Source organism: Magnetospirillum sp. (assembly GCA_027532905.1).
Taxonomy (GTDB): domain Bacteria; phylum Pseudomonadota; class Alphaproteobacteria; order CACIAM-22H2; family CACIAM-22H2; genus Tagaea.
In genome coordinates this window covers 810342-835393 of the sequence record JAPZUA010000002.1, presented here as the reverse complement: position 1 = coordinate 835393, position 25052 = coordinate 810342, and the positions used below count along the sequence as shown (strand labels likewise).

Annotated in this window: 26 protein-coding genes and 1 pseudogene; 6 read left to right on the top strand and 21 right to left on the bottom strand. The window is 64.8% G+C overall.

Going from position 1 to position 25052, the window contains the following annotated elements:
• Window positions 1-52: 52 nt before the first annotated feature.
• Window positions 53-1408, top strand: a complete 1356-nt coding sequence (gene trmFO / locus O9320_12005; protein ID MCZ8311574.1) for a methylenetetrahydrofolate--tRNA-(uracil(54)-C(5))-methyltransferase (FADH(2)-oxidizing) TrmFO — start codon at window positions 53-55, stop codon at window positions 1406-1408.
• On the opposite strand, the gene O9320_12000 is transcribed toward trmFO, so the two are convergent.
• Entirely contained in the window at window positions 1391-2197 is an 807-nt protein-coding gene (locus O9320_12000) for a squalene/phytoene synthase family protein (GenBank protein MCZ8311573.1), read from the bottom strand. The genes trmFO and O9320_12000 overlap by 18 nt on opposite strands.
• A gap of 41 nt (window positions 2198-2238) precedes the next feature.
• Here O9320_12000 and O9320_11995 point away from each other — a divergent pair, with 41 nt between their 5' ends.
• Genes O9320_11995 through O9320_11980 form a run of 4 tightly spaced genes read left to right on the top strand, consistent with a single transcriptional unit; the run spans window position 2239 to window position 5660 of the window.
• The gene (locus tag O9320_11995; GenBank protein MCZ8311572.1) at window positions 2239-3051 is read left to right on the top strand and encodes a squalene/phytoene synthase family protein; all 813 of its coding nucleotides are present in this window, start codon (window positions 2239-2241) and stop codon (window positions 3049-3051) included.
• Window positions 3048-3761: a squalene/phytoene synthase family protein gene (locus O9320_11990; protein MCZ8311571.1), complete on the top strand. Its 714-nt coding sequence runs from the start codon at window positions 3048-3050 to the stop codon at window positions 3759-3761. The genes O9320_11995 and O9320_11990 overlap by 4 nt, the downstream gene beginning before the upstream one ends.
• Complete coding sequence (hpnE, locus tag O9320_11985; GenBank protein ID MCZ8311570.1) at window positions 3713-5050, top strand: hydroxysqualene dehydroxylase HpnE; 1338 nt, start codon at window positions 3713-3715, stop codon at window positions 5048-5050. The genes O9320_11990 and hpnE overlap by 49 nt, the downstream gene beginning before the upstream one ends.
• A gap of 7 nt (window positions 5051-5057) precedes the next feature.
• Entirely contained in the window at window positions 5058-5660 is a 603-nt protein-coding gene (locus tag O9320_11980) for a urate hydroxylase PuuD (protein MCZ8311569.1), read from the top strand.
• Window positions 5661-5714: 54 nt separating this feature from the next.
• Here O9320_11980 and O9320_11975 read toward each other — a convergent pair whose 3' ends face one another.
• The 4 genes and pseudogenes from O9320_11975 to yajC form a co-directional block, all read right to left on the bottom strand.
• Window positions 5715-6098, bottom strand: a complete 384-nt coding sequence (locus O9320_11975) for an Mth938-like domain-containing protein (protein MCZ8311568.1) — start codon at window positions 6096-6098, stop codon at window positions 5715-5717.
• 15 nt (window positions 6099-6113) lie between these two features.
• The gene (gene secF, locus O9320_11970; GenBank protein ID MCZ8311567.1) at window positions 6114-7079 is read right to left on the bottom strand and encodes a protein translocase subunit SecF; all 966 of its coding nucleotides are present in this window, start codon (window positions 7077-7079) and stop codon (window positions 6114-6116) included.
• Window positions 7080-7092: 13 nt separating this feature from the next.
• Window positions 7093-8700 (bottom strand): protein translocase subunit SecD, encoded by a 1608-nt coding sequence (secD, locus tag O9320_11965; GenBank protein ID MCZ8311566.1) that lies wholly within the window; start codon window positions 8698-8700, stop codon window positions 7093-7095.
• A gap of 281 nt (window positions 8701-8981) precedes the next feature.
• Window positions 8982-9311 (bottom strand): annotated as a pseudogene (yajC, locus tag O9320_11960) (preprotein translocase subunit YajC).
• 179 nt (window positions 9312-9490) lie between these two features.
• On the opposite strand from yajC, the gene O9320_11955 reads away from it, so the two are divergent.
• A complete protein-coding gene (locus O9320_11955; GenBank protein MCZ8311565.1) occupies window positions 9491-10348 on the top strand; it encodes an ATP-binding protein in 858 nt (285 codons plus the stop codon).
• A 3-nt stretch (window positions 10349-10351) separates the two neighbouring features.
• On the opposite strand, the gene O9320_11950 is transcribed toward O9320_11955, so the two are convergent.
• From O9320_11950 to O9320_11875, 16 genes are all read right to left on the bottom strand, one after another.
• Window positions 10352-10849: a hypothetical protein gene (locus O9320_11950; protein ID MCZ8311564.1), complete on the bottom strand. Its 498-nt coding sequence runs from the start codon at window positions 10847-10849 to the stop codon at window positions 10352-10354.
• 89 nt (window positions 10850-10938) lie between these two features.
• Window positions 10939-12051, bottom strand: a complete 1113-nt coding sequence (locus O9320_11945) for a LysM peptidoglycan-binding domain-containing M23 family metallopeptidase (GenBank protein ID MCZ8311563.1) — start codon at window positions 12049-12051, stop codon at window positions 10939-10941.
• A gap of 13 nt (window positions 12052-12064) precedes the next feature.
• Window positions 12065-12700 carry a protein-L-isoaspartate(D-aspartate) O-methyltransferase gene (locus O9320_11940; GenBank protein MCZ8311562.1) on the bottom strand — a complete coding sequence of 212 codons (636 nt, stop codon included), beginning with the start codon at window positions 12698-12700 and terminating at the stop codon, window positions 12065-12067.
• Complete coding sequence (gene surE / locus O9320_11935; protein MCZ8311561.1) at window positions 12697-13488, bottom strand: 5'/3'-nucleotidase SurE; 792 nt, start codon at window positions 13486-13488, stop codon at window positions 12697-12699. Before surE ends, O9320_11940 begins: the two co-directional genes overlap by 4 nt.
• A gap of 131 nt (window positions 13489-13619) precedes the next feature.
• On the bottom strand, window positions 13620-14519 hold the full coding sequence (tatC, locus tag O9320_11930) for a twin-arginine translocase subunit TatC (GenBank protein ID MCZ8311560.1): 900 nt from the start codon (window positions 14517-14519) through the stop codon (window positions 13620-13622).
• 6 nt (window positions 14520-14525) lie between these two features.
• The gene (tatB, locus tag O9320_11925) at window positions 14526-14969 is read right to left on the bottom strand and encodes a Sec-independent protein translocase protein TatB (GenBank protein ID MCZ8311559.1); all 444 of its coding nucleotides are present in this window, start codon (window positions 14967-14969) and stop codon (window positions 14526-14528) included.
• 43 nt (window positions 14970-15012) lie between these two features.
• A complete protein-coding gene (locus O9320_11920) occupies window positions 15013-15252 on the bottom strand; it encodes a twin-arginine translocase TatA/TatE family subunit (GenBank protein ID MCZ8311558.1) in 240 nt (79 codons plus the stop codon).
• A 123-nt stretch (window positions 15253-15375) separates the two neighbouring features.
• The gene (locus O9320_11915) at window positions 15376-16482 is read right to left on the bottom strand and encodes an ABC transporter ATP-binding protein (GenBank protein ID MCZ8311557.1); all 1107 of its coding nucleotides are present in this window, start codon (window positions 16480-16482) and stop codon (window positions 15376-15378) included.
• A gap of 11 nt (window positions 16483-16493) precedes the next feature.
• The gene (scpB, locus tag O9320_11910) at window positions 16494-17393 is read right to left on the bottom strand and encodes an SMC-Scp complex subunit ScpB (GenBank protein ID MCZ8311556.1); all 900 of its coding nucleotides are present in this window, start codon (window positions 17391-17393) and stop codon (window positions 16494-16496) included.
• Window positions 17390-18232 (bottom strand): ScpA family protein, encoded by an 843-nt coding sequence (locus O9320_11905; protein MCZ8311555.1) that lies wholly within the window; start codon window positions 18230-18232, stop codon window positions 17390-17392. The genes scpB and O9320_11905 overlap by 4 nt, the downstream gene beginning before the upstream one ends.
• 268 nt (window positions 18233-18500) lie before the next feature.
• A complete protein-coding gene (locus O9320_11900; protein ID MCZ8311554.1) occupies window positions 18501-19241 on the bottom strand; it encodes a CBS domain-containing protein in 741 nt (246 codons plus the stop codon).
• A 102-nt stretch (window positions 19242-19343) separates the two neighbouring features.
• Complete coding sequence (locus O9320_11895) at window positions 19344-20000, bottom strand: glutathione S-transferase family protein (GenBank protein ID MCZ8311553.1); 657 nt, start codon at window positions 19998-20000, stop codon at window positions 19344-19346.
• Between the two features lie 21 nt (window positions 20001-20021).
• Window positions 20022-21053: a beta-N-acetylhexosaminidase gene (gene nagZ / locus O9320_11890; protein ID MCZ8311552.1), complete on the bottom strand. Its 1032-nt coding sequence runs from the start codon at window positions 21051-21053 to the stop codon at window positions 20022-20024.
• Window positions 21050-21985, bottom strand: coding sequence for an SPOR domain-containing protein (locus tag O9320_11885; GenBank protein MCZ8311551.1), 936 nt, complete (start codon window positions 21983-21985; stop codon window positions 21050-21052). The genes nagZ and O9320_11885 overlap by 4 nt, the downstream gene beginning before the upstream one ends.
• Window positions 21986-21988: 3 nt before the next feature.
• Entirely contained in the window at window positions 21989-23746 is a 1758-nt protein-coding gene (argS, locus tag O9320_11880; GenBank protein ID MCZ8311550.1) for an arginine--tRNA ligase, read from the bottom strand.
• Window positions 23746-24942 carry a deoxyguanosinetriphosphate triphosphohydrolase gene (locus O9320_11875; protein ID MCZ8311549.1) on the bottom strand — a complete coding sequence of 399 codons (1197 nt, stop codon included), beginning with the start codon at window positions 24940-24942 and terminating at the stop codon, window positions 23746-23748. The genes argS and O9320_11875 overlap by 1 nt, the downstream gene beginning before the upstream one ends.
• Between the last annotated feature and the right edge of the window lie 110 nt (window positions 24943-25052).

Here is a 25052-nt window from a genome sequence, read left to right as displayed (position 1 = left end):
TGGTACGGGATAAGCGGCGAATCTAGGTTGGAACAATAGCAGGTTGGACGCAATGGATCGAACGAAGCCGGTGCATGTGATTGGGGGCGGTTTGGCGGGCTCGGAAGCGGCGTGGGCGCTGGCGCAAGCGGGCGTGCCCGTGGTGCTGCACGAGATGCGCGGGGTCAAAAAGACCGAAGCGCACCATACCGACAAATTCGCCGAGCTGGTCTGTTCGAATTCGTTCCGTTCGGACGAATGGGAGATCAATGCGGTGGGCTTGCTGCACGCCGAGCTGCGCCAATTGGGCTCGCTCGTGATGCGCTGTGCGGACCGCCACAAAGTGCCCGCCGGGGCCGCCTTGGCGGTCGATCGCGAAGGTTTTTCGCAGGCCGTGACCGACGCGATCGCCGCCGAGCCGTTGATCCGCATCGAGCGCGGCGAAATCGAAACGCTGCCGCCGTCCGACTGGGACAGCGTGATCGTCGCCACGGGGCCGCTCACCGCCCCTGCCCTGGCCGACGCGATCCGGGCGCGCACGGGCGAAGAGTCGCTCGCGTTTTTCGACGCGATCGCCCCCATCGTGCACAAGGACAGCATCGACATGTCGAAGGCATGGCTGCAGTCGCGCTGGGACAAGGGCGAAGGGGCCGACTACATCAACTGCCCGCTCGACAAGGACCAGTACGAGGCGTTCGTGGTCGGGCTCGTGGCGGGCGAAAAGACCGACTTCAAGGAGTGGGAGAAATCGACCCCCTATTTCGAAGGCTGCCTGCCGATCGAGGTGATGGCCGAGCGCGGCGCCGAAACGCTGCGCTTCGGGCCGATGAAGCCGATCGGCCTCACGAACCCGGCAACCGGAGGGCGTGCTTACGCCGTGGTACAACTTCGGCAAGACAACGCGCTCGGCACGCTCTACAACATGGTCGGCTTCCAGACCAAGCTCAAATACGCCGAGCAGGTGCGGCTGTTCCGCACCATTCCGGGTCTCGAGAACGCCGAATTTGCAAGGCTCGGCGGCATTCACCGCAACACGTTTTTGAATTCGCCCAAGCTGCTCGACGGCCAGCTGCGTTTGAAGGCCGAGCCGCGCTTGCGCTTCGCAGGCCAGATCACCGGCGTGGAAGGTTATGTGGAAAGTGCGGCGATCGGGCTGCTCGCGGGCCGCTTCGCGGCGGCCGAAAAGCTCGGACGCGCCGAAGCACCGCCGCCGCCGACCACGGCATTCGGGGCCTTGCTGGCGCATCTGACTGGCGGGGCCAATGCCGATACGTTCCAGCCTATGAATTGCAATTTTGGGCTGTTTCCGCCTTTGGCTGAAACGACCAAGCGCATCAAAGGCCAGGATCGCAAAAAGCTCTATGCGCATCGCGCACGCACCGATTTGGCCGCGTGGCTCGCGGCCCAAGGCTCAGAGGCGGCCGCGTAGGCGCACCCACAGAAGCCGCCAGATATCGCCCGGATTCGGGGCTTGCAAAGACGGCGCAAATGGATCGAAGCGGCATGCGGCCAAGCGCTTGAGCCATATCCGCGCGAGGGCTGCCGGCAAAGCGGCGGGCAAGGCCGCACGCGGGATTGGGGCCTCCATCAGATCGCGCGCGCGATGCACGATGGGTTCGATCGCCGCCGCGATTTTGGCGCCCGCCTTGCCCTCGTGGATCGTCTCGGGCGTGAGGCCGGCCTGCGCAATCAAATCGGCGGGCAGAGGCAAGCGGCGCTGGCGCGCATAAAACGGCAAGGCGCGTACGATGCCGGCAAGCGCATAGCCCGTGCCCAGATCTTCGGCGGCGACCGTGTCGCTTGCGGCGGCCGCGAATGCCGCTTTGAAGATGCTGCCCGAGGTCTCGCGCGCATAGGCCGTCATGTCGGCGATGTCGGCAAAGGGCGCATCGTCGAGGTCGCGTTCGCGGCCGTCAATGGCGCGGCCAAGGGCGGCCAGATCGAGATCCGCCGCCGCCACGCAGGCCACGATTGGATGCTTGCGCAAAGCCCCGCCCGCCGCGATTTCGGCCAAGGCTTCGCGCCACCATTGCAGGCGGATCTGGCCCAGCAGCGGTTCGGACACGGTTTCGCGCACGCGCGCGATTTCGACGTTGAACGCGTAAAGGGCCGTGAGCCGCGCGCGCAAGGGCGCTGGGGCGAACAAGGTCGTGCGCCAGCGGTCGGGGTCGTAGCGGCGAAACTGCGCATCGGCTTCGGCAACGGCGAGCGGGTCCATGCAATGCTATATAGACGGGCCCTCCAACGGAATCGACCTTCGTGAACAGCCGCACCGCCTCCACCGAGAATTTCCCGGTCGCCTCGTTTCTGATCGCGCCCAAGCATCGGCCGACGGTGCTGGCCTTCTATCGTTTCGCGCGCGAGGCCGACGACGTCGCCGACGATCCGGCCATGGACGGCGAAGCCAAAACCGCACGGCTCGAAGCGTTCGACCGCGCCTTGCTGGGCAGTGCGGACGGCCCGGAAAGTGCGCAGACCTTGCGCACCGTTTTGCTCGCGCAAGGCCTCAGCCTCGACCATCCGCGCCATCTGCTGCAGGCGTTTTTGGCCGATGCGCGCGGGCGGCCCTGCCGGTCGTGGTCGGACCTCATCGCCTATTGCCGCTTCTCGGCGGCCCCTGTCGGGCGCTTCCTGCTCGATCTGCATGGGGAGGATCGCGCGGCATGGCCGGCCTCGGACGCTTTGTGCACGTCGCTGCAGATTCTCAATCACCTGCAGGATGCCAAGCAAGATTGGGCCGATCTGCGCAGGCTCTACGTGCCGCGCGATTGGCTCGTGCAGGCGGGCCTTGCCGAGCGCGATCTGCTGGGGCAGTACCTCACGCCGCCCTTGCGCGGCGTGTTCGACCGCGTGCTCGATCGCGTCGACGAGCTCAATCTGCAGGCCCGTCCGCTCGTACGTGCGATCGCGGATCGGCGCTTGCGCATGGAGGCTGCCGGCATTCATGCGATCGCCCTGCATTTGGCCAAACGCCTTCGCCGCTTGGATCCGCTTGCAGCCCGCGTGGCGCCGACGCAACTGGGCAAAGCCGTAGCCCTTCTGCGCGCTTTGGCGGCTGGGCTTGTGCGATGAGCGAGGCACGCCGCCGCTCCACATTTTATTGGGCAATGCGCCTGCTGCCCGCGGACAGGCGTGCGGCCTTGTTCGCGCTCTACGATATCGCGCGCGCGATCGACGATGTCGCCGACGGCCCGGGCAGTGTGGCCGAACGGCGCGAAGGTCTGGACCATTGGCGCGGCCAAGTCGCCGCGATCTATGAGGGCACGCCGATCGAGCCCATCGCGCTCGCGTTCCAAACGCACGCCAAAAGCTTCGGCCTGCCGCGCGCCGAGCTCGATGCGCTGATCGACGGCCAGCTCATGGATCTCGAGCCCATGGTCTTCGACGAAGCGGCCTTTGTGCTCTATTGCCGCCGTGTCGCCGGGACCATCGGCATGCTCGCTTTGCCGATCTTCGGCGCAAGCGGCCCTGCCGCCGAGCGCTATGCGATCGCATTGGGCGAAGGGCTGCAGCGCGTCAATGTGCTGCGCGATATCGCCGAAGATGCCGCACGCGGGCGCCGCTATTTGCCCGAACCGGTCGATGTCTTTTCGGCACGCGCAGCCGCCAAGCTCGCGCAAGCCAAAGCGATGCTGTCCGACCTCGACCGCCGCGCACTGCGGCCCGCGATCGTGATGGGCGAGCTCTACGAAGCCTTGCTGCAAGCGGTCCTGCGCGGCGAGAAGCTCGGGGCGTGGGCCAAATTCGCAGCCGTTCTGCGCGGCCTGTGGCGCAGCCGATGAGCCGGGCGGATGTGCATATTGTCGGCGCCGGGCTCGCGGGGCTTTCGGCCGCCCTGGCGCTTTCCGAGGCGGGCGTGCGCGTGCGGATCCACGAAGCTTCCCCGTTCGCGGGCGGGCGCTGCCGCTCGTTCGAAGATCCGATCCTCGAGCGGCGCATCGACAATGGCGGCCATGTCGTGATGTCGTCGAACACGGCCACCTTCGCGTATCTCGCGGCCATCGGGGCAACCGACCGGCTCGACGGTATTGTGCCTGCCCGCTTCCCGTTTCTGGATCTCGCCACGGGCGAAAGCTGGACGATCCGGCCCAATGCAGGGCCGATCCCGTGGTGGATCATGGCCGCCGGGCGTCGCGTGCCCGGAACGCGGCCGGCCGATTATGCCGAAGCGCTGCAGCTCTATTTTGCGCCAGCCGAGGCGCGCGTGGCCGACCGGCTCGATCCCAACGGCCCGCTCTATGAGGCGTTGTGGGCGCCGCTTGCGATCGCCGTGCTCAATACCGATCCGCGCGAGGGGGCCGCGCGTCCGCTCGCCACCATGCTCGCCAACAGTTTCGGCAAGGGCGAGTCCGCGTGCCGGCCCTATCTCGCGGCCAACGGACTTTCGGACGCCTTTGTCGATCCAGCACTCGAAACTTTGGTAAAGCGCGGCGTCGAAATCGAAACCGGCCGCGCGCTTTCAAGCATCGAAATCGAGCGCGGCCAGGCGGTAGCCCTCGATTTCGCCGACGAGCGCCTGATGCTGCGCGGGGGATGCGTGGTGCTGGCCCTGCCGCCTTATGCGGTCGCACGCCTGCTGCCCGGTATCGTCGTTCCAACCGAGATGTCGCCGATCGTAAATGCGCATTATCGGCTCGAAGCACCCGTCGACCTTCCTGGCGGCACGCGGCTGCTGGGCCTTATCGGCGGCACGGCGCAATGGCTGATCGCCACGGGCGATGTGCTCAGCGTCACGGTCAGTGCGGCCGACGCGCTCGTCGAGCGGCCAAGCGAAGCGCTCGCGGCCCTTCTGTGGCGCGATTGTGCGGCCGCCCTCGGGCACCCGGCCCTGCCCGTGCCGCCGAGCCGCGTCATTAAAGAGAAACGCGCTACCTTGCGGCTGACACCGGCACAAGAAATGCAGCGCCCAGGGGCCGCCACAGCCACGCAGAATCTCTATCTTGCGGGGGACTGGACGCAGACCGGGCTTCCGCCGACAATAGAAAGCGCGATTCGGTCCGGATCAATCGCGGCGAATGCTGTGCTCCAGGGGCACGGCGACAGGCCGCGCGCACCCTTACCTTTGGAGTAGATGAAAAATGGTCGATTTTCTTGCAAAACTCGGGCTCGACAAGCTCGATCGCGCGCTGATGTACGGCGTGGCACTGGCATTGATTCTCGCCGTTCTCTCGAATGCGATCTATCTCGAAGCAAGCTGGATCTCGTTCTTCGTGCGCTTTTTGCACGTCGTATCTGGCGTGATGTGGGTGGGGCTGCTCTGGTACTTCAACTTCGTGCAGATCCCGTCGATGCCGAAGATCCCGGACGAGCAGAAGCCCGCCGTCTCGAAGGTCATCGCCCCCACGGCCTTGTTCTGGTTCCGCTGGGCCGCCCTCGCCACGCTCGTGACCGGCCTGCTGCTGGCCGTTCTCAACGGCTATATCGTGCAGGCGCTGACGCTGACGGGCACGGGCCCTGCCAAGCTCATCGGCATCGGCATGTGGCTCGGCATCATCATGGCCTATAACGTGTGGATGATCATCTGGCCGAACCAGAAGATCGCGCTCGGCATGGTCGAAGCCGACGCCGACACCAAGAAGAAGGCGGCGCGCACGGCCATGATCACGAGCCGCTTCAACACGATGTTCTCGATCCCCATGCTCTATTTCATGGTGGGTGCCCAGAACATCGCCGCAGGCTAAGGCGACGCAAACATGAACGGCAAAACGGGGCCTTAGCGGGCCCCGTTTTTATTTCTAAAGCGCGTATAGGCAGGCCGCCACGCGGCGTTCTTCGGCCAGCAGCACGTTGTAGGTTCGGCACGCGGCCCCGGTATCCATCGTGTCGGCCACCATGCCCAGATCGCGCAAGGCCGCGCGCACGGCGGGCTTCAAAAACTGTCCGCGCGCACCCATGCCGATCAGAAGAATGCTCGGGCGCCGATCGCGTGCAATCGCCGCGAGCGCCTCGAAATCCGACACCGTGAGCACTGCAATATCGGCCGGGCGCCATGGCAGGATCGCGTCGGGCAGCAGGATTAGCGAGCCGTCGTGCCGCTCGCCGCGAATGGTAAAAACGCCGGGCCCATAGCCGTCCACGACCTTGCGGTCGGGATGCGGGGCTGGCGGCGGGGCGGCCACGCGCGGCTGCGGCCGTTAGGGTGCGGCCGGTGCCGCGGCGTCGGTTTTGCCGGGCGGCGGACCGCGGCGCAGCTTGTCCTCGCCCAAGAACAGCAGGATCGGCGCCGCGATGAAGATCGAGGACGAGGTCGCGAGCACGATCCCGAACAGCATGACCCAGGCGAATTCTTCGAGCGCTTCGCCGCCGAACAGAGCGAGCGGCAAGGTCGCAAGGAACGTCGCCACCGACGTGCCGATCGTGCGGGACATGGTTTCGTTGATCGAAAGGTCGATGAGATCGCGCAGCGGCATCGATTTATATTTGCGCAAATTCTCGCGCACGCGGTCGTATACGACGACCTTGTCGTTGATCGAATAGCCCATCACGGTCAGCAAGGCCGCTATCGCCACCAGATTGAACTGGAAGTCGGTCACCACGTAGAAGCCGATCATTTTGGTGATATCGAGCAGCAATGTAACGACCGCTCCCACGCCGAACTGCCATTCGAAGCGGAACCAAATATAGAAGAGCATCGCGACCATGCTGAGCCCCAGCGCCAGCATGCCGTTGCGGAACAGCTCTTCGGATACCGAAGCGCCCACCGCTTCGACGCGCCTAATCTGCACGCCGGGGAAACTCTGCTGGAGCGCACCGCGCACGCGTTCGACCGCGCGCTGCTGGGCGGCGTCGTCGCCGGGCTGGCGCTCGAGGCGGATCAGCACGTCGTTGGGCGAGCCGAATTGCTGCAGGCCGGCTTGCCCGACATTGAGGGTCTGCAGCATGCCGCGGATCGCGGGGAAGTCGGCGGGCGCTTGTGTGCGCGCCTCGATCACGATGCCGCCTTTGAAGTCGATGCCGTAGTTCAGGCCGGGATAGAAATAGAGAACGATCGAAATGATCGACAGCAGCGCCGACAGGCCCACGCCCGCAAAGCGGCCCTTCATGAACTTGATGTCGGTCTTGTCGGGAAACAGCCGCAGACGCGGGAACAGGCGGATCATGGCAAAATGTCCTTCAGACCGGCAGCGATTGGCGCTTTTTGGCGCGCAGCCAGACGACCATCATTAGACGCACGAGGACCGTGGCGGTGAACATCGAGGTCAAGATGCCGAGCGTGATCGTGACCGCAAAGCCGCGTACGGGCCCCGAGCCGAAGGCGAACAGCAGCATCATCTTGATGAGGGTCGTGAGGTTTGAGTCGACGATGGTCGAGAAGGCGCGCGAGAAGCCCGCCTCCATCGCGGCATAGGGCGTTTTGCCGGCGGCCGTTTCTTCGCGGATGCGTTCGTTGATCAGAATGTTCGCATCGACCGAGAGGCCCAAGGTCAGCAGCAGCCCCGCGATGCCGGGCAAGGTTAGCGTGGCGTGCAGCATCGACAGGGCCGCAACGGTCAAGAACAGGTTCGCAACAAGGCCTAGGCACGCGAACACGCCGAACAGACCGTAGCTCCATATGATGAAGCCGAACACGAGCACGAGCCCGACGAGGATCGAAGCAATGCCGGCCCGGATCGCATCGGCCCCGAGATCGGGGCCGACCGTGCGCTCTTCGACGATCGTGAGCGGTGCCGGCAATGCACCGGCGCGCAGAAGCACGGCGAGGTCTTGGGCGTCGCGCGCGGTGAAGCGGCCCGAGATCTGGCCGCGGCCGCCGGTGATCGGTTCGCGGATGACGGGTGCGCTGATGACCTTGTCGTCGAGCACGATCGCGAAGGGCCGGCCGACATTCTGGCGCGTCACGTCGCCGAAGCGGCGGGCACCCAGCGAGTCGAACTCGAAATTGACGACCCACTCGCCAGTCTGCGGATTGGTGCCCGCCGACGCACGCGTGAGGTTCGCACCCTCCACTTCGACGCGCTGGCGCACGGCGTAAAGCGTGGGTTGGCCGTCACTGCGCCGCTCGTTTTCGGCGCGCATGATTTCCACACCCGGCGGCGGACGCTGGCCGGCATTGGGATCGAAATTCGGGTCGAGCAGCCGGAAGGTCATCTTGGCGGTCGTACCGAGCAGACGCTTGATGCGGTCGGGATCGTCCACGCCGGGCAGCTGCACGATGATGCGGTTGGCCCCTTGGCGCGCGATCGTGGGCTCGTTCACGCCGGTCTCGTCGATGCGGCGGCGCACGATCTCGATCGATTGTTCGACCGCTTGCGTAGCCTTGTCGCGCAACGCCACTTCCGTGAGCACGATCGTGATCGTGCCGTCGGGCGTGGATTGGATGTCGAGATCGGGCGTGCCGCCGCCGATCCCGCCCGTCCCCACATTGGTCACGATCTCGCGCAAGGCACGCACCGCGTCGGCCGCCTGCCCCGGATCGCGCACCTGGAAGACGACGGCGTTTTCGCGCGCCGCAATGCCGACAATCGCGATATTGCCCGCGCGCATGCGCGTGCGAACCTGATCTTGGATATTGACCAAGCGCTCGCGCACGACGGCGGGCATATCCACCTCAAGCAGCAGATACGATCCGCCGCGCAGATCGAGGCCCAGATTCATCGCCGCGTAAGGTACCGATTCCGGCCACCAAGACGGGCGCGGAATGACGTTGGGCAAAGACAAAATCACACCGGTCAAGCACAGACCGACGATCGACCAAATCTTCCAGCGCGCGAAAAACAGCATCGTTTTGGGTCTCGACAATGCCGCCCCTTATCGGGGCGGCACCGTTCTCAATCCTTCAGGGTGGCGACGAACTCGTCGTGGCCCAGACGCGCATAGAGCTTGCGCTTCACGGGGTCTTTCAGCGTGTCGATCGCTTCGGCAGCCGCCGGATCGCCAGCCTTTGTCGCAGCGGCCGCATCGACTTCCGCCTGGCCGGCATTTTCGGGCACGCCCAAAATCTGCCAGTAAGTCGGGCCCGACGGCGCCTTCTTTTCGGCCTTCTCTTGCTTCTCGGCCTTCTCTTCGCCGCCGCTCGCACCGGGCTTGGCGGTAATCTCGACGACCATCGCGCGCAGAATGCGCACGCGCACGCCGTCGGCGATTTCGATGACCGCTTCGCGATCATCGACGATACGCTGCACGGTGCCGATCAGACCGCCGCCCGTGACGATGCGGTCGCCGCGCTTCAGCGCGTCGATCATCGCCTTGTGTTCCTTCGCCTTCTTCTGCTGCGGACGAATGATCAGGAAGTAGAAGACGACGAAAATGAGAACCAACGGGAGCAGCTGGACCAGGAAGTCGCTGCCGCCGCCGCCGCCCGCAGCCTGGGCATAGGCGGGAGAAATAAACATCGAAGAAAACTCCATCGCACGAGGGGTTTTTGGATCGGGCGCGAACTATAGCCACCCCGCCCCGAAAAGCAACGTCCCCCTTTAGGTCGGATTTTCCTTTTGGATTGACCACTTGGCGACTGGGAGATAGCTTGCGCGGCCTTTTCCAAAGCCATTTCCGTGTGCGGGACTCCGAACCGATGGACGCTGCCAAGATCGAAACCCTGCTCGCCCGAATTGCCGACGCGCTCGAGCGGCTCGCTCCGCCTGCCTCGATTTCTGCCGATCTCGATGCGGGCGATGCGTTTGTGTGGCATGCCGACGGGCAGCGCCTCGAGGCGATTGCCAAGGTCAACCGCGTCGATCTCGACCTGCTGCGCGGCGTCGATCGGCAGCGCGAAACGCTCTACGCCAACACGCTGCGCTTTGCCAAAGGCCTGCCCGCCAACAACGTGCTGCTGTGGGGCGCGCGCGGTACGGGCAAATCCTCGCTCGTGAAGGCCGTGCACGCGGCCATCAATGCCGAGATGCCGCGCAGCGTCGCACTCGTCGAAATACATCGCGAGGACATCCCTTCGCTGCCGCTGCTGCTGTCACATATTCGCGGAAAGAAGCGACCGGTTATCGTGTTCTGCGACGATCTGTCGTTCGACGGCCAGGATGCGGCCTACAAGTCGCTGAAGGCCGTGCTCGACGGCGGCATCGAAGGCCGGCCGGACAACGTGGTGTTCTACGCCACCTCGAACCGCCGCCATCTGATGGCGCGCGACATGATCGAAAACGAACGCTCGACCGCGATCAACCCGTACGAAGCCGTCGAGGAAAAAGTCTCGCTCTCCGACCGGTTCGGTCTGTGGCTCGGCTTCCACAATGCCGACCAAGACACGTATTTCGCGATGATCGAGGGCTACGCCAAGCGCTACGATTTCGGGCTTGCCGTCGAGGATCTGCATGCACAAGCCAACGAATGGTCCGTCACGCGCGGCGCGCGCTCGGGCCGCGTCGCGTGGCAATTCGTGCAGGATCTCGCCGGCCGCTTGGGCAAGCGGCTCGACTGACGTTCAAAGCCCTGCCAAGCGCCCGTTCTGCAATGCGCCCAGCACAAAACCCGCGGCGCGAAACAGCGACGGGCTGTATTCGGAAATCACGATCGTCGCATCGCGCGCTCCGTTCGGGCCCGGCGTGATAAGGGCCTTGCCCGGTGCCCCCGATCGGCGTGACAGCTCGTAGCTGACAGCACCCGGATTTGATTTGTCGCGTACAGCACGGATCTGCCAGTCCGCAAGCGGATCGCGCAGATCGCGGATCGTGGCCAAGTACTCGGCACGCATTTGGCGCGCCGTTTCGGCCAAGCGCAGCACCAGCGGATCGTTGCGGCTGGCTTCGGCCCACGACGCAATTCTGGCCTCGGCCGACGGCAATTCGACCGTATCATCGGCCGGTTTTGCGACGGGCTTTTCAGGCGGTTTGGCGGCGGGCTCGGGCTTTAGCGCAGAAACCTTGGGCGCAGATGCGCGTGAAGCAGACACAAGATCGCGAAGAACAAGAAGATCGCTCATGGGCATTCTCCATCCGATCGCGCATGCATTCTGCATGCGATGGATAGAATTGCACTTTAGAGCTGTCGAGTCAACGCGCCGCGCAAAGCTCAGTTGGCTGCCGAGACCGATCCCAGAAACTCGATCGGATTGACCGCGCGCGTGCCGCGGCGCACCTCGAAATGCAGCTGCGGCGTCGTCACGTTGCCGGTCGCCCCGACCCGCCCGATCGTCTGCCCGCGCCGCACCTGATCGCCGCGCTGGACCAATAATTCGTCGGCATGCGCATAGGCGGTCACAATGCCGCCTTCGTGGCGCAGCAGCAGCAGATTGCCGAAGCCGCGCAACTCGTTGCCGGCATAGATCACAACGCCGCTTTCGGCCGCACGAAACGGCGTGCCGCGCGGGGCGGCGATATTCACGCCGTCGTTCTGCAAGCCGCCCGGCTTGGGGCCGAAATCGGATGTCACCACGCCGCGCACGGGCCACAGCATGCGCCCGGCTGAGACAGCCGTGTCGCTGCCGGCCGGTGCCGCCGGCGGATTTGCAGGAGCCGGCGGTGGGACAGATGCGGCGGCGGGCGGCACGGACGCAATCTGCGGTGCAGGCGCAGGTGCTGCAGGTGCCGTCGCAGCTTGCGGCGCTGGAGCGGGATTTGAAACGACCGTCTGCGGCTGAGATGGCGGCTGAGGCGGTGGCGGCGCCACGGCGGCAACGGCGGGTGCAGGTGCCGGAGTCGGCACGACATTGCGCACGCTTTCTGGCCGCGCGGTTTCCGGGATCACGAGACGCTGGCCCACACGGATCGTATAGGGCGGCTCGATTGCGTTTACGCGCACAAGCTCGCGCATCGGCACGCCGTAGCGCTGCGCCAACTGCGAGACCGTGTCGCCGCTGCGCACCTCGTGCACATTCACATTCGGGATTGAAAGGCGCGTGCCGGGCTCAAGCGCGTAAGGCGGATTGAGGCGGTTGGCATCGATCAAGGCACGCGTCGGCACGCCTGCACGTCGCGCGACCGTGAACAGCGTGTCGCCGTCGCGCACGATATAGGCCGAGCCTGGGGCGATCGGTGTGGCAGGTGCGGCCGTGCGGGCAGCGTTTGCTGCCGGCGGCTGTGCACTGCCGATCGTAACCGGGGCCGGCGGGCCGCTGCGCGCGCAAGCAGCCAATGCGGCGAGTGCTGCACCGCAAAGCAAAATACGAAACGAACGCGCCGGCATGGGCCTCCTGCCCTTACGACGGCAATCCTGCCACCATCGGCACGAATCGCACGGCGTCGAGTTCCTCGATGGTGGCACGGCCATCGATTTTGCGCACGCGGATCAGGCTTTGCGTACGTTTCTCGCGCCCAACGGGCAGCACCATCACGCCGCCCTCGGCGAGCTGGTCGATCAATGTACCGGGAATTTCGCTGGGTGCTGCCGTTACGATGATACGCTCGAACGGCGCTTGGGCGCCCCAGCCCTGCCAGCCGTCGCCGAACTTTGTCGTGACGTTGTGGATACGCAGCGCTTTGAAACGCGCCTCGGCTTCCTGCATCAGCTCGCGATGGCGCTCGATCGTGTAGACGCGACGCACCATGCGTGCCAGCACGCATGTCTGGTAGCCCGAGCCCGTGCCGATCTCGAGCACCTTCATGCGCGGGCCTGCTTCGAGCGCTTGGCTCATCAGCCCCACGACCGAGGGGCGCGACAGCGTCTGCGCGTGGCCGATCGGCAGGGCGGCGTCTTCGTAAGCGCGGTCGCGGAAGGTTGGCGGCACGAACGCCTCGCGCGGCACGCGTTCGATCGCCGACAGCACGGCCGTGTCGCCGATGCCGGCCGCACGCAGGTCCATCAGCAGGCGGATGCGATGGTTGGGCGTGCTCATGCGGCGTCCCCGAAATGGCGGCCAAGCGTTTTGTGCATGGCGCGGTGCGTGAGGTCGAGATGCAACGGCGTGACCGTGTTGTAGCCGCGGTCGGTCGCCCAGATGTCGGTGCCTTTGCGCTCGTCGTGGCCGCGCACGGCCGCCCCGATCCAGTAGTAGGCCTGACCGCGCGGATCGGTGTTGCGCACGATGTCGTCGGACGTTTTGTAGCGCCCTTGCGTGGCGCGCACTGTGCCGCGCACCTTGGCGTGCGCCACGTCCGGGAAATTGACGTTCATCAGCACGTTTTGCGGCCAGCCCACGGACGCAAGCTTCGCAATGATGCCGCCCGCAAAGTGTGCGGCCGTTTGCCACTTGATCGGATGCGGGCCTGCAACGACCTGCGACAAAGCGATCGCCGGCACGCCCAAGATGGTGGCTTCCATGGCCGCCGCGATCGTGCCCGAATAGGTCACGTCGTCGGCAAGATTGCCGCCGCGATTGATGCCCGACAGACACAGGGTCGGCGGGTTGTCGCGCATGATCTCTTGAAGGGCCAGCATCACGCTGTCGGTCGGCGTGCCATCGACAGCAAAGCGCTTGGGCCCGAGTTGGCGCACGCGCAACGGGCGGCGGATTGTCAGCGAGTGGCTGACCGCACTTTGCTCGGTCTCAGGGGCGACGACCCATACGTCGGCGCACAGCTTTCGTGCGGTCTTCTCGAGCAAGGCAATGCCCGCCGCGTCGATCCCGTCGTCGTTGCAGACGAGGATCCGCGCTTTTGCAAGGTCGATGGGCTTGCCGAACATCCAGATCCTTGACAACCCGCTGGCCGCACGGCGCAAAATCGCGAATCGAGCGACGAATCGAGTGCGACCGTTATACGGGTGCCCCGAGTCGGGTGTCCACAGATCGGCAAATATCGAGTGGATTGAACGGCTTAACGAGACGCGTTGAAATCGGTCTCGGGCACGCCCGCCGCGACCGCCACAGCGGTGGTTGCTGTTGTCGCAGTTGAGGCGGGGGCCGCCGCTGCCGGAGCGGATGGCGTCGTCTCAGTGGGCGCTTCCTCAGTGTCGGACGCGGCGCGCTTCTTCTCGATCAGATAGCCGATCCAGATCGATGCCTCGTAGAGCAGATACATCGGCACTGCGAGCGACAATTGGCTGAACACGTCGGGCGGCGTGACGATGCCCGCAAACGCCACGACGCCGACGACCGCGTAGCGGCGTTTCTGCGCCAAGGTTTTGGCCGAGAGAATGCCCACGCGCACGAGAAGCAGCAGCAGAACCGGCAGCTGGAAGCTGATGCCGAAAGCAAGGATCAGCGTCATCACGAGCGAAAGATACTCGCTCATCTTGGCTTCAAGCTGGATCGGCAACGCCCCCTCGCCCGCCGGCATTTCGAACGAGGCGAAGAACTTCATCGCGACCGGCAGCACGCCGTAATAGAGCAGCGTCGCGCCGAGCGTGAACATGACTGGCGTTGCGACCAGGAACGGCAGGAACGCGTTGCGTTCGTGCTTGTAAAGTCCGGGGGCAACGAACTTCCACAGCTGGTTCGCGATGATCGGGAACGAGAGGCAAATGCCTGCAAAAAACGCGACCTTGATGTAGGTGAAAAACGCCTCGGTCGGGGCCGTGAAGATCATTCGCCGCCCGGCCTGGCCCTCGAACACATGGTTCAGCGGCTGGACGAGAAAATTGAAGATCGGCTGGTGGAACTGGTAGGCGACGATGAAGGCCACGAAGAATGCGACGATCGAATAGAGCAGCCGCTGGCGCAACTCGACCAGATGCTCCATCAGCGGCATTTTTTTGTCGTCGATATCTTCGGCCACGGCGGACTATGCGCTTTGTTTGGAGGCTTCGGGCGGCAGCGGCGGAATCTGCGCCGGCACGGCAGCGTCCGGCGATCTCGGCGCCTCGGCAAGTACAGGTGCCGGCGGCAAGGTCGATTCGGGCGTGGGTGCGGCCAAAGCCGGCGGCGGCGCCAAAGCAGTTTCGACCTGCGATTTGAGCTCGCCCTTGGGGTCGATCGTGTTCTGGATCGCAGTGCTGATGCCGCCGCTGGCGAGGCTCTGCGCCGACTGGACCTGCTTTTTAACCTCGTCGAGATCGGCTTCGCGGATCATGTCGTCGACATTGTTCTGGAACTCGCGCGCCATCGTGCGCGCCTTGCCAACCCAATGGCCAAGCGTGCGCAAGGCTCCCGGCAGCTCCTTGGGGCCAATAAAAATCACGGCGACCGTTCCGATCACCACGATTTCGCCCCAGCTCAGATCCAGCATGTCGCCCCCGCGCGCCGACAGCTCGGCAGATCTTCTGCCGGGCTCAAACCTTCGGCTTTTCGGCGGTCTGTGCCGAAACCGACGGCGCTGCCGTAACTTGGGCTGTCTGGCTCGGTGTTGCGGCCGCCGTCTCAGCCGGGGCTTCGTCGTCCTTCATGCCCTTCTTGAAGGCCTTGATGCCCGACGCCATGTCGCCCATCAGCTTCGGGATCTTGCCTGCACCGAACAGCAGCAGCACGACCACGAGCAGGATCAACCAATGCCAAATGCTTGTCATACCCATCGAAAACGCTCCCATGATTTCAGCGCCCGACTGCGCCTTGCCACATGATCGGGCCAAATTCGGGCCGGAGTGTGGCAGACCCTTGCGTCTGCCGCAACCGATCCGGCGTGCGGTCGCAATTGCTTACATGGTGTCGTGCATTTCGAAAACAAAGACTTGTGAAGGATCGATTTCAATGCCGACCACGTCGCCCTCGGGCGGCAGGAAGCGGCCAGGCGCCCGCGCATGCAGATGCTGATGGTCCTTGGCTTCTTCAGCGCCCGCCGTCCCAAGGCACAGATGTATCCAAGACGAGCGCCCGAGCAGGCGGGCCGCGATCACCTTGGCGGGTGCCCCCGTCTCGGCCGTCGGCGACAGGCGGATACCCTCGGGCCGCACGAGCACGCAGACGGCGGTGCCGTCCGCAAAACCGTCGGCGGCGACCGGCCCCAGGGGCGTCTGCGCGACCCCGCCCGCCACGATTGCGCGATATTCGTTGGTTTGGCCGAAAAACCGCGCGACGAACGCGCTGGCAGGTGCTGCATAGACGCGCTCGGGGGCCGCATCCTGCTCGATGTGCCCGGCCTGCATGACCGCAACGCGGTCGGCCATAAACATCGCCTCTTCGGGGTCGTGCGTGACCATCAAGGTCGCGGCCCCGCTGCGCTTCAAGACATGCAGCGTATCGTCACGGATTGCCTCACGCAGCCGCGCATCGAGGCCGGAGAACGGCTCGTCCATGAGCACCACGCGTGGCTTGGGTGCAAGTGCGCGCGCCAATGCCACACGCTGCTGCTGCCCGCCCGACAAGGTGTGCGGCCACGCCTGCGCCTGCTCGGCCATGCCGACCGAAGCCAGGATCTCCGCCACACGCGCTTTGCGGGCGGCGGCCGGCCACCCGGCAAGGCCAAAGGCGACATTGTCCACGACATTCAGATGCGGAAACAGCGCGTAATCCTGGAAGACGAGCCCAATGCCGCGCTGTTCGGGCGGGACCGCCGCCCCTGGCTCGGCGATCGACATGCCGTCGAGCAGCACGCTACCTTCCTGCAAGGTTTCGAGCCCGGCGGCGATGCGCAGCAGCGTGCTTTTGCCGCATCCCGAGGGTCCCAGCAGGCACAGCAATTCGCCGGGTGCGACGGAAAGCGATACGTCGTTCAGAACACGCTGCGCGCCGAACCGATGCGACACGCCGCGCATCTCGAGGCCCGGCGACGGGTTGCCGATCTCTGGGGCTGTTGCGCGCGACATTTGGCCGAGGATTAAGGCCGTTCGGGCTGCGGCGGCGTCTCGACCGCTGCTTCTTCGGCTTGCGCGATGTCCGGCTCGGCCGGTTCGGCGTCTTCGGCTGCCATCTCGCGGTCATCGATCGGGCCCGTCTCGGCTTCGGCCGCCTCGCCCATTTCGGGCAGGACGGACAGGCCGCTGTCCTCGCTGTAGGCGCTGACGGCCGGCCGCGTATCGAGCAAGCCCAAATCGCGCAGCTCTTTGAGGCCCGGCAGCGATTTGATGCTATCGAGGCCAAAATGCTCAAGGAAGCGATCGGTGACGGCATAGGTCACCGGGCGACCCGGCGTTTCGCGGTTGCCTTTAGGGCCGACAAATTCGGCCTCCATCAGAACTTCGAGCGTACCTTTGGACAAGGCAACGCCGCGAATTTCTTCTATTTCAGAGCGCGTTACCGGGCGATCCTCAGCTGTTTGATAAGCAATAATTGCCAGCGTTTCGAGGGCCGCACGGCTCAATTTGCGCGTCTGTACGCGCTCGATCTTGAGACGGTCGGCAATATCCGCAGCGGTGCGGAACGCAACCTTGCCCGCAATGCGCACGAGATTGACACCGCGCGGTGCGTAATGCGCCTCAAGTTCGGCCAAGATGGCTTTGACATCCACGCTCTTGGGCAAGCGCTTGGAAATCTCGCGCACCGTCAAGGCCTCGGCTGATGCAAAGATCAGCGCTTCGACGACGCGCAAGGCTTGGGCGTGCAACTCCTCTGGCGGCAATTCGTCGGCCGCAAACGCGGCATCCGGTGCGGCCTCGCCCGAACCCTCAGCCGCAGCCGGCGCTTCGACCGCTTCGGCGGTTTCGGGCGCCTCGGCGGCTTCCGGCGTTTCGGTGATTTCAGGTTCTTCGACTTGAGCGTGGTTCGGCGAGGCGGTCATTGCGGCGTCCTGTCGACGGGGAATTCGGCGATCGGGTTTTCCGGCGGCCGGCGCAGATAGATGGGCCCGAACGTGCTGTCCTGCCGGATTTGCAGACGGCCTGTGCGCACAAGCTCGAGCGTAGCGGACAAGGTGGCGGCCACGTGCGAGCGGCCGACCGTGTCGTCGCGCAAGTCGCTCGGCAGGAACGACTGCAGCGTGGTCCAGTCCGGGATATTCATGGTGCCGAGCATGGACGACAGGCGCTCGATGGCCGCTTCCATCGTGTCGAGCTCGGTCGCAACGATGCGCAAGACGGGCTTGTCCACGCGCGTGCGGTACTCGGCATAGGCGCGCAAGACCTCGACGAGCTTCACGTCCCACACTTCGGTCGTATCGACTGGTGTGCCTTCCGGCATGCCACGCCCGAACACGTCGCGCCCCAGCACGCCGCGCGCATAGAGCCGCGCCCCCGCCTCCTGCATGGCCTGCAACCGCTGGAGCTGATAGCGCAGCGCCGCTTCCATTTGGGCGGCGGTGGGCTCGGGCTCCGGCTCTTCGGGGATCGGCGGCAGCAGCAATTTCGATTTGAGGAAGGCAAGCCACGCCGCCATCACGAGATAGTCGGCCGCAATCTCGAGCCGCAAGCGCCGAGCGGCGGCGATATAGGCTAGATACTGCTCGGCCAAAGCCAAAATCGAAATGCGCGTCAAATCGAGCTTTTGATCGCGCGCCAATCCCAACAACAGGTCGATCGGCCCGTCATAGGCGCCGAGATTCAGCACAAACGTGCCGTCCTCGCGCACGACGGTGCGGCGTTCAGGGTCCTGTTCGAAGTCTGTTGCGGCCGGTTCAGTCATCAATTCTTCCTGGCTTTGCTTGTTGTTTCAAAGTTTTGCCAGGCGATCCTACGGTGTTACGTTTGCTTTCGGCGAGGCCGCAAAGCAAGGGTTGGTACGAGTGCGCATGGTTTTGCCGATGCGACTCGAGAAAACAAGCTGTTTTTTGGATACAGCATGGCTCGGTACGACGGAAGCGTGACCTTATCCACAGACACCGAAAAGCCGAAGCAAATGCTCAGCTTGTCGACTTATGTATCTGTTTTCGCAATACTTATAAAGCCAACGTCTATCGCCTGATCGGCAACGGCAAAGAATGCATCAAGGCTGTTGCGGCTTTATCGACGATCAGTTTCGTATCGTCGATGCGGCGAATGCCGGGGACGGCCTCGGCAAGGGCGCGCAGCGCATCGCGCTGGGCCGATGCTGCAACAACGCCAACGAAGGTCGCCACGCCCTGTCGTACCGACACGCTGACAAGCGTAGCCCCGGCCCAGCTTTCTTTGCCCATACGCCTGCGGATCTCGCCCAAGGCTTCGACGTCGCTCAGTCCCTTCTCGACCGCAGCTTTGCCGGCGACGCGCACGAGAGCTGTCAGCAAGTCGGCGCGCGACACGACGCCGACAACACGCCCGTCATCGATAACCGGAAGGCGCTTGATCTTGTGCTCGTCCATCAACGCAACGATGCTCGAAAGTGGTGTCTTTGGATCGATGCTGACGACGTGCCGCGTCATAGCGTCGGAGACGCGCCGCCCGAAAGCCCGCGCATAGTCGCGAGCCATGTCGCGGTCGCGCGTAACGAGGTTGAGCCACCACGAGCCCTTCTTTCGCGACCCCAGTTCGGTGCGGTGAACAAGGTCGCCTTCGCTGCAAATGCCGAGCAGGCGGCGCTTGCGGTCCAGAACAAGCAGCGCGCTGACCTTGCGCTTGAGCATGAGCTTAGCGGCAATCTGTACATTGACATCAGGAGCAATTGACACGAGTTTGGCGCTCATGACGTCGCGAGCTGTGAGTTCTGCTTGGGCCATATGTAAATCCTCCATGTTTTTCAATGAAATAATACTGCAAATCGACATAATCGGCAAATTGCAAATACGGACCTCGGTACCTCGATCGATGTATGAAATTTGTTACACCGGCTCCAATTCACGTTTCGCCATCATCGCTTTGAAGGCCGGACGCGCATGGCAGGCGGCAAGCCAGGCTTTGACCTTGGGCACCCCCTCGAACAATTCGGGGGCTGCCATCGCATAACGCAGCACCTCAGCTACGTTGATGTCGGCCACGGTAAAGCGGCCGCCAACGACGAAACCGCTCTTGGCTAGGGCTGCATCGAGCATCGCCACCGGGCCGCGCAGAGCCGCGATCGCGGCATCGACGATCTTGGGATCGCGCTCGGCCACGGGCTTGGCGACGCGGTAGTAGAGAATATTGATGCTGTGCGGCTCGACCATCGTGCCGGCCCACAAGGTCCACTGCGCCATCAGCCCTTCTTCGGCAATCGACGCTGGGGCAAGCGGGCCGCCATGTTTGCGCGCGAGATAGAGATTGATCGCGAGCGATTCGGCCAAAACCAGCCCGTCGTCGTCGATCGCCGGGATCGCCCCCGCCGGGTTTACCGCAAGAAAGGCCGGTGACTTCGTGTTGAGCGGCGCACCGGGGGCAAGCGGATCGGCCAGACGATTGGCTTGGATCACAGGTACCGATTCGAACGGCACGCCCATCTCGTCGCAAAGCCAAATGTTGCGCGTCGCACGGCTGCGATAGACGCCGTAGATCTTGAGCATGTGTTTTCCCCTGCTATTCGTTCAAGCGGCCAGAAAAGCTTGCAACTCGGCGGCCGCAGCTGCCAGATCGAAATCCGCCTGTCGGCGCTCGTGCCGTAGCCGATTGCCGGCAGCAATGCGCGCCATCGCCGCCTCGTCGAGCGGACGGGCGGCAGCAGCGATCTCGGTCATCTCGGCGAAATTGCCGTTGCAATGCAGCACCGCATCGCAGCCCGCCACAAGGCAGCCCGTCGTGCGCGTTGTCATGGTTCCGGCCAGGGCCTGCATCGAAAGATCGTCCGACAGCAAGAGGCCCTTGAAGCCGATCGTGCGGCGGATCGTGTCGTGAATGATCGTGCGCGAAATCGTCGCGGGATTGGCGGCATCGATCGCGGAGTAGCGAATATGCGCGGTCATGCCCCAAGGCAGATCGGCCAGCGCCTTGAACGGCACGAAATCGGTGCGCTCGAGCTCGGCGAGCGGTGTGTCGACGACCGGCAATTCCATATGGCTGTCGGCGTAGGCGCGCCCGTGGCCGGGCAAATGCTTGACCACCGGCAGCACGCCGCCTGCGAGCAGCCCGTCGGCAACCGCGCGCGCATAGAGCCCGATCGTCGTGGGATCGGCGCCGTAGGCGCGATCGCCGATCACGTCGTGCGAGCCGGGAACGGGCACATCGGCAACCGGCGCGCAATCGACGTCGATACCAAGATCGGCGAGCTCGGCTGCGATCATGCGGAAATTGGTGCGCACGGCCGCAAGGGCGGCAGCCTGGCCGCGCTTGGCCGCACGATCGACGAAGGTTTGCGCCGGCGGCGCTTTGCGCCAATGCGGCGGCTTGAGGCGCGACACGCGCCCACCTTCCTGGTCGATCAGCACGGGCGCATCGCTGCGCCCCACAGCGTCGCGCATGTCGGCCACGAGCGCGCGCGTGGCGGCCGGCGTTTCGATGTTGCGCGCGAAAAGGATGAAACCCAGCGGATCGGCGTCGCGGAAAAAGCGCTTTTCGTCCGCACTCAGTTTGGTGCCGGCGCAGCCGAAAATGGCCGCCAGGGGGCGTCGTTCGTTCGTCATCGCACTACGTTGCATCCAACCCCGCGCGCGCGCAAGGTTTCGCATGCCGCGCGGGCCGCTTCGGGGATCGGGAACGGTCCGGCCTGCAAACGGATATAGACGCCGCGATCGCCCAAATCCGCACTCGTATAGCTGGGCGCAAGACCGCCCAACACGTCGCCATGCTGGCGCAACAACCGCGCCCATTCGCGCTGGGCTTCGGCCTCGGCTCGCACCGAGGCAAGCTGGATGCGCGCAACGCCAGCCGGTGCAGCCGCGACCGGTGCTGGGGCGGGTGCAGGCGGGCGTGTTTGCGCAGCTTGCAGCGGCGGCGCAGGGGCCGGTGTGGGCGCCGGTGCCGGAGCAACGGCAACCGGCGGCGGCGGTGCGGGGCTCGCAAGCGGGGTCGGTGCCGGTGCTGGGCGCGCGGTTGCGACCGGTGGCGGCGGCGGCGGCGGTGCGACGACCACGGCATTGGGCGGCGGGGCTACGTCGGGCGTTGTCGGGATCGAGGCCACCGGGGCTGGCGGCGGTGTGGGGCGCGGCAACGGCGCTTCGGGCCCTGGCAGCAGGCGCTCGACCGGGCGATTGGCGCTGGTCGGCGCGCCCGACCGCCCGGTCGGGGCAGCGGCACCCGCCGATTGCTGGCCCACTCGGTCGTAGATCTGCGTATCTTGAAACGGCACTTCGATGCCGCCCGGCGTTTCGGGGCGCATTTTCATCGGCCGCGGATCGGCGCGCACGACCGGAATCGCGGCGGGCTCAAGCGCACCGTCGCGATTCTGCACGAAGAAATAGGCGAGCAGGCTGCCGAAACCGACCACCACCGCAAACACGAACACGCCGGCCAGCAGCTTGCCCCAGCTGCGCCCCTGCCCCGCACCCGTGCGCTCGGATGCGGCCCCCAGCGGGGCATCGGCCTTCAAAATGGGTTTGGCACCTTCGGGCAGCATCGCCTAGCGCAGCTCCTCGGCTGGCGTGACGCCAAGCAATTCGAGACCCGACGCGATTGTTATCGCAACCGCGCGCAGCAGGGCGAGGCGCGCAAGCGTCATGTTGCGGTCGTCGGGGACGACGAAGCGCAACGCCGTTTCGTGGTTGCCGCGTGTCCACAAGGTGTGGAACGCGGAGGCGAGATCGTAGAGCCAGAACGCTACGCGATGCGGTTCGCCCGCCTCGGCCGCCGCTTCGAGCATGCGCGGATAACCCGACAGCAGCCGGATCAATGCCAACTCCTCGTCCGAGCCGAGCAGGTCGAGATCGGCTTTGGCGAGCGTAGCGTCTTTTGCGTCGATGCCTTCGAACGCAACTTCCGCCTGGCGCAGGGCCGAGCGGTGGCGCGCATGCGCGTACTGCACATAGAAGACCGGGTTCTCTTTGGATTGCTCGCGCACCTTGGCGTAGTCGAAATCGAGATGCTGATCCTGCTTGCGCGTCAGCATCACGAAGCGCACGACGTCGGCTCCGACCTCGTCCACGACGTCGCGCAAGGTCACGAACGTACCCGCGCGCTTCGACATTTTGACGGGCTCGCCCTTGTCCATCAGATTGACCATCTGGCAGAGCTTGACCTCGAACGTGGCACGCCCCTCGGACAGCGCTTTGACGGCCGCATCGACGCGCTTCACGTAGCCGCCATGGTCCGCACCCCACACGTCGATAAGGCGCGTGAAACCGCGGCGGTATTTGTCGAGATGGTAGGCCATATCGGCGGCGAAATAGGTCCAGCTGCCGTCCGATTTGGCGAGCGGCCGGTCGACGTCGTCGCCGAACTCGGTCGCCTTGAACAAAAGTTGCGGGCGCGGCTCCCAATCGTCGGGTTTCATGCCTTTAGGCGGCTCGAGCACGCCCGTGTAAACGAGATCGCGCAGCTTCAGCCGTTCGATCGCCTCTTCTACGCGCCCGCGCCCGACAATGTCGTCGCGCTCGCTCGTGAACACGGCATGGCGCACGCCGAGAGCCGCCAAATCCTCGCGGATCAGCGCCATCATCGCCGCGATCGTTGCGGCCTTGAACGGGGCGAGCCATTCGCTTTCGGGGGCGGTCTTGAAACGGTCGCCGAATTCGGCTGCAAGTTTGGCGCCGACCGGCTTCAAATAGTCGCCCGGATAGAAGCCCTCCGGAATGGCGCCGATCTCCTGCCCAAGCGCTTCGCGATAGCGCAGGTGCGCCGAGCGCGCGAGCGTATCGACCTGGGCGCCTGCGTCGTTGATGTAGTATTCGCGCGTGACCGCATGGCCGGTTTTGGCCAACAGCGAGGCGAGCGCATCGCCGACCACGGCACCGCGGCAGTGGCCGACATGCATCGGCCCCGTCGGATTGGCCGAGACGTATTCGACATTGACCGCTTTGTCGGCGCCCATTCGGCTTTCGCCGTAGCGCGTGCCGAGTGCGAGGATCGCGCGCACGAGATCGCGCCACACGCCGGGCTTCAAACGCAGATTGACGAAGCCGGGGCCTGCGATCGAGGTCGATGCAACGCGCGGATCGGCGGCGAGCTTCGAGACAAGCAGTTCGGCCACATCGCGCGGCTTGGTCCCTGCCCCTTTGGCCAGCACCAAGGCGGCATTGGTCGAAAGATCGCCGTGCGAGGGATCGCGCGGCGGCTCGACAACCGCGCGCGACAGGTCGAGGCCGGCCGGCAACTTGCCTTCTGCCACCAGAGCACCGAGCGCTTCGGACAAAGCGATATGGAATTCGGCAAAAACGTTCATCAAGTTTCCCCAGTCAGTCGGCGATGTTCGCCCAAGGCAAAATTGTCGGTCATGCCGGCAATGTAGTCGGCAACGGCGCGCGCCGCACGCTGCGGGTCGGCGCCGGCCGCAACCGCCCGCCATTGTTCGGGCAGCAGAAGCGGCTCGGCATGGAAATGCGCAAACAGAGACGCCACCACGCGGCGCGCATGTTCGGTGCGGACTTTAACGCTCGGATGACGATACATGCGCTCGAACAGAAATTTCTTCAACGAAGCCATCTGCGCCACCATGGCAGGCGAAAACGCCGCGAGCGGTCGGCGCAGCTTGCGCACCGCTTCGACCGAGTCCGGGCGGATCGCGACAATGTTCGCACTCGTTTGGGCCAGCAGATCCTCGACCATCGCGCCGACCAGACGGCGCACCAATTCGCCGACCTTGCGGCCCAGTTCGATGCCTGGATGCTGCCTCTCGATTGCGGCCAAAACGGGGCCAGCAAGCGCGATGTCGGCGAGGTCGCCAAGCGCAAACAAGCCTGCGCGCAGACCGTCGTCGAGATCGTGCGCGTTGTAGGCGATATCGTCGGCAAGGGCTGCGATCTGCGCTTCGGCACTTGGGTAGCTGTGCAGCTCCAAATCGTGGTCGGCTGCGTATTCGGCAATGGCCGCCGGAAACGGTGCCAGCACCGGGCCGTTGTGTTTGACCATACCCTCGAGCGTTTCGAAGGTGAGGTTGAGCCCGTCGAACCCGATATGGCGCCGCTCGAGCTTGGTCAGCACGCGCAAAGTCTGCGCGTTGTGGCTGAAGCCGCCATGGGCCGCCATCGCCAGATCAAGCGCTTCTTCCCCCGCATGGCCGAACGGCGTGTGACCGAGATCGTGGGCGAGTGCCAAGCACTCGGTCAGATCCTCGTCGAGGCCGAGCGCGCGTGCCAGCGTGCGCGCGATCTGGGCGACTTCCAGCGAGTGCGTGAGGCGCGTGCGGTAATGGTCGCTCTCAGGTGCCACGAACACTTGGGTCTTGTGCTTGAGGCGGCGGAAAGCCGTCGAATGGATCACGCGGTCGCGGTCGCGCTGGAATGGCGTACGCAACGCGCTGGGCGCTTCCGGCCAACGGCGTCCGCGGCTGGCCCCTGGCTGGCAAGCGAAGGCCGCTTTGCCCCCGGAACCCGCCGGAAACAGGGCGGAATTCGACTCGATTGCGGCAGTCCCGATCATCGTGCGGGCAAGCTAACGTCGCGCTGGCCATACCGCAATGTCGAATACCCCTATTTTGCGTGCCATTGACATTTCGCGAGCGATTCTTAACTCTAAGCGGCAGACAGGAG